3 protein-coding genes are annotated in these 1,911 nt (G+C 68.3%); 2 read left to right on the forward strand and 1 reads right to left on the reverse strand.

Annotated elements, in window-relative coordinates:
- Positions 1-237, forward strand: a 237-nt coding sequence (locus FKP22_RS33010; protein WP_211361644.1) for a hypothetical protein, incomplete at its 5' end; no start/stop codon positions are given.
- 14 nt (positions 238-251) lie between these two features.
- Positions 252-1,262 (forward strand): DUF6976 family protein, encoded by a 1,011-nt coding sequence (locus FKP22_RS28825; protein ID WP_141291568.1) that lies wholly within the window; start codon positions 252-254, stop codon positions 1,260-1,262.
- Between the two features lie 27 nt (positions 1,263-1,289).
- On the opposite strand, the gene FKP22_RS28830 is transcribed toward FKP22_RS28825, so the two are convergent.
- Positions 1,290-1,911, reverse strand: a 622-nt coding sequence (locus FKP22_RS28830) for a sensor histidine kinase (protein ID WP_233446996.1), incomplete at its 5' end; no start/stop codon positions are given.

Genomic DNA, 1,911 nt, shown 5'->3' on the forward strand with positions numbered 1-1,911 from the left:
GAGCTGCCGGACGCCACCGATCCTTTGTGGCTGGCGCTGCTGGAGGGGGAGTGCTCGCTCGATGTACGGGCCCTGGGCCTGCGCCTGCTGCTGACCCAACTGCGCTCGCAGATCCGCGTCATCGAGGACAGCGATGTGCGCATGCTCAAGCTCGTCGAGATCCATCGTTACTTCTCACGCCACCAAGGCGCGCTGGGCTACGAGATTTCCCAACTGCGCAACTGGCGCGCTCACTGAAGAATCGGCCCGGCATGAGCACCAAGACGAGTTTGCAACACCGCCTGATGAGCCTGGCGCAGGCCACAGAGCTGATCCGGGCGGGGCGCCCCTGCTGCATGGCAGCAGACGAAGCGCTGCTGCGGCGCCTGCCGCGCGGCCCCTGGATAGGCGGCACGATTCCCTACTTCATGGCCGAGCGCGGCACCACCACGCGAGACGCACTTTTCGTCACCGAGCTGCCCATCGCCGGCAGCGGCCCGCGCATCATGCGCTACGACCGCAAAAGCCTGGAGCGGGTCTGCACGGACGGGCCCGAGCATGGCTTCACGCTCATCGTGATGCCGGCTTTCAGCAGCGCCCACGAGGCCTTTGCACAGGAGGCGCCGGGCTACGCCGAGATGTACCTGCGCCCGCTGGTGGGCTGGGTCTCGGGCGTGCATCTGGATGACCTGGGCCGGGTCAAGCCCCTGGTCTTCGACGGCAGCACCGGCCTGGCGCTGGAGGATGGCGCGGTGGCCATGCATGTGCCAGTGCCCGCTGACAAGATGGTGCATGTGGACATCGTCAACCCCGTCTCGCCCGAAACCGGGCCGGCCATCGAGTTCACGCAGGGCGGGTTTTCAGCAGGCGATTGCCGCATCGATGGTCGCAGCCACAACCTGCACGATTGGATGGTGGAGCGTGGCTTCAACACCCAGCTGCCCTTGGTGGCCGACTACTGCGGCGCGCTGGTGAACGTGTGCATCAAGAAGCTCGATGCCCAGTCCCGGCGCGTGGAGTTTTATGCGCCGGTCTTTCCCGGCACGGTCTACCGGCCGGCGCGGCCGGTGGGCAACTATGTGAGCGCGTTTGCCTCGGCACTGGCCAGCCACCAGATCCCGGGCGAACAGGTGTTCAGCTGCAATTGCGTGCTGAACTATGCCTACGGCGGCCTGGAGGGGAAGACCGTCAGCGTACAGGGCCCGGCCACCTTCGGCGAGATTGCCTACCAACTGCTCAACCAGACCCTGGTCTACCTCTCGCTGGTGGACGAAGGGCAGTAGACCCTTCCCCCGTTCGCCGGGTGCGGCTCAGCTGCGCTGGCGAGGCAGGGCCACGCCCAGGGCGTGGCCTTGGCCGTCGAAGGGCTGTTGCGTCACTCGCCCGCCCAGCTGCGCGCTGAGCTGCGCGACGATGGCCAGGCCCAGTCCTGCATGGCCACCAAGCCCGTTGCCAGGGCCCAGGCGCACAAAGGGCTGCAGCGCTTCGCTCAAGCCTGCAGGCGGCAGGCCGGGGCCGGCATCCCGCACCCACAGCCTGCATTCGTCCGCATCGCCCTCCGCGACGATGCGCACCGGCGGCCGGCCATGGGCCAGCGCGTTGTCCACCAGATTGCCCAGCAGGCGCTGGATGGCGAGGTCGGGGTAGCCGGTGCGCTCGGCAGCTGCGCTGTCCTCGATCTGCAGCTGAACACCTTGTGCTGCGTACTGCGTGGCCAGCGCATGCAGCTGCGCGGCCAGGGGCCGGGGCTGGCCCAGGCTGATCTCGGCGCCGCCGCGGGCGAAACCCAGGAACTGGCCGACAAAGCGCTCGACCGCGTCAAAGTCCGGTGCCATGCGCTCGGCCACGGCGGCGGGGCATTCGACATCCACCCGCAGGCGCAGCCGCGCCAGCGGTGTGCGCAGGTCGTGGGAGAGACCGGCCAGCAACTGG

Source organism: Ideonella azotifigens, assembly GCF_006519715.1.
In the GTDB taxonomy this organism is placed as follows: domain Bacteria; phylum Pseudomonadota; class Gammaproteobacteria; order Burkholderiales; family Burkholderiaceae_C; genus Ideonella; species Ideonella azotifigens.

Bases quoted from the DNA above. Each gene is read 5' to 3' on its own strand.
- FKP22_RS28825 (WP_141291568.1), top strand. From the start codon at position 252: ATGAGCACCAAGACGAGTTTGCAACACCGCCTGATGAGCCTGGCGCAG.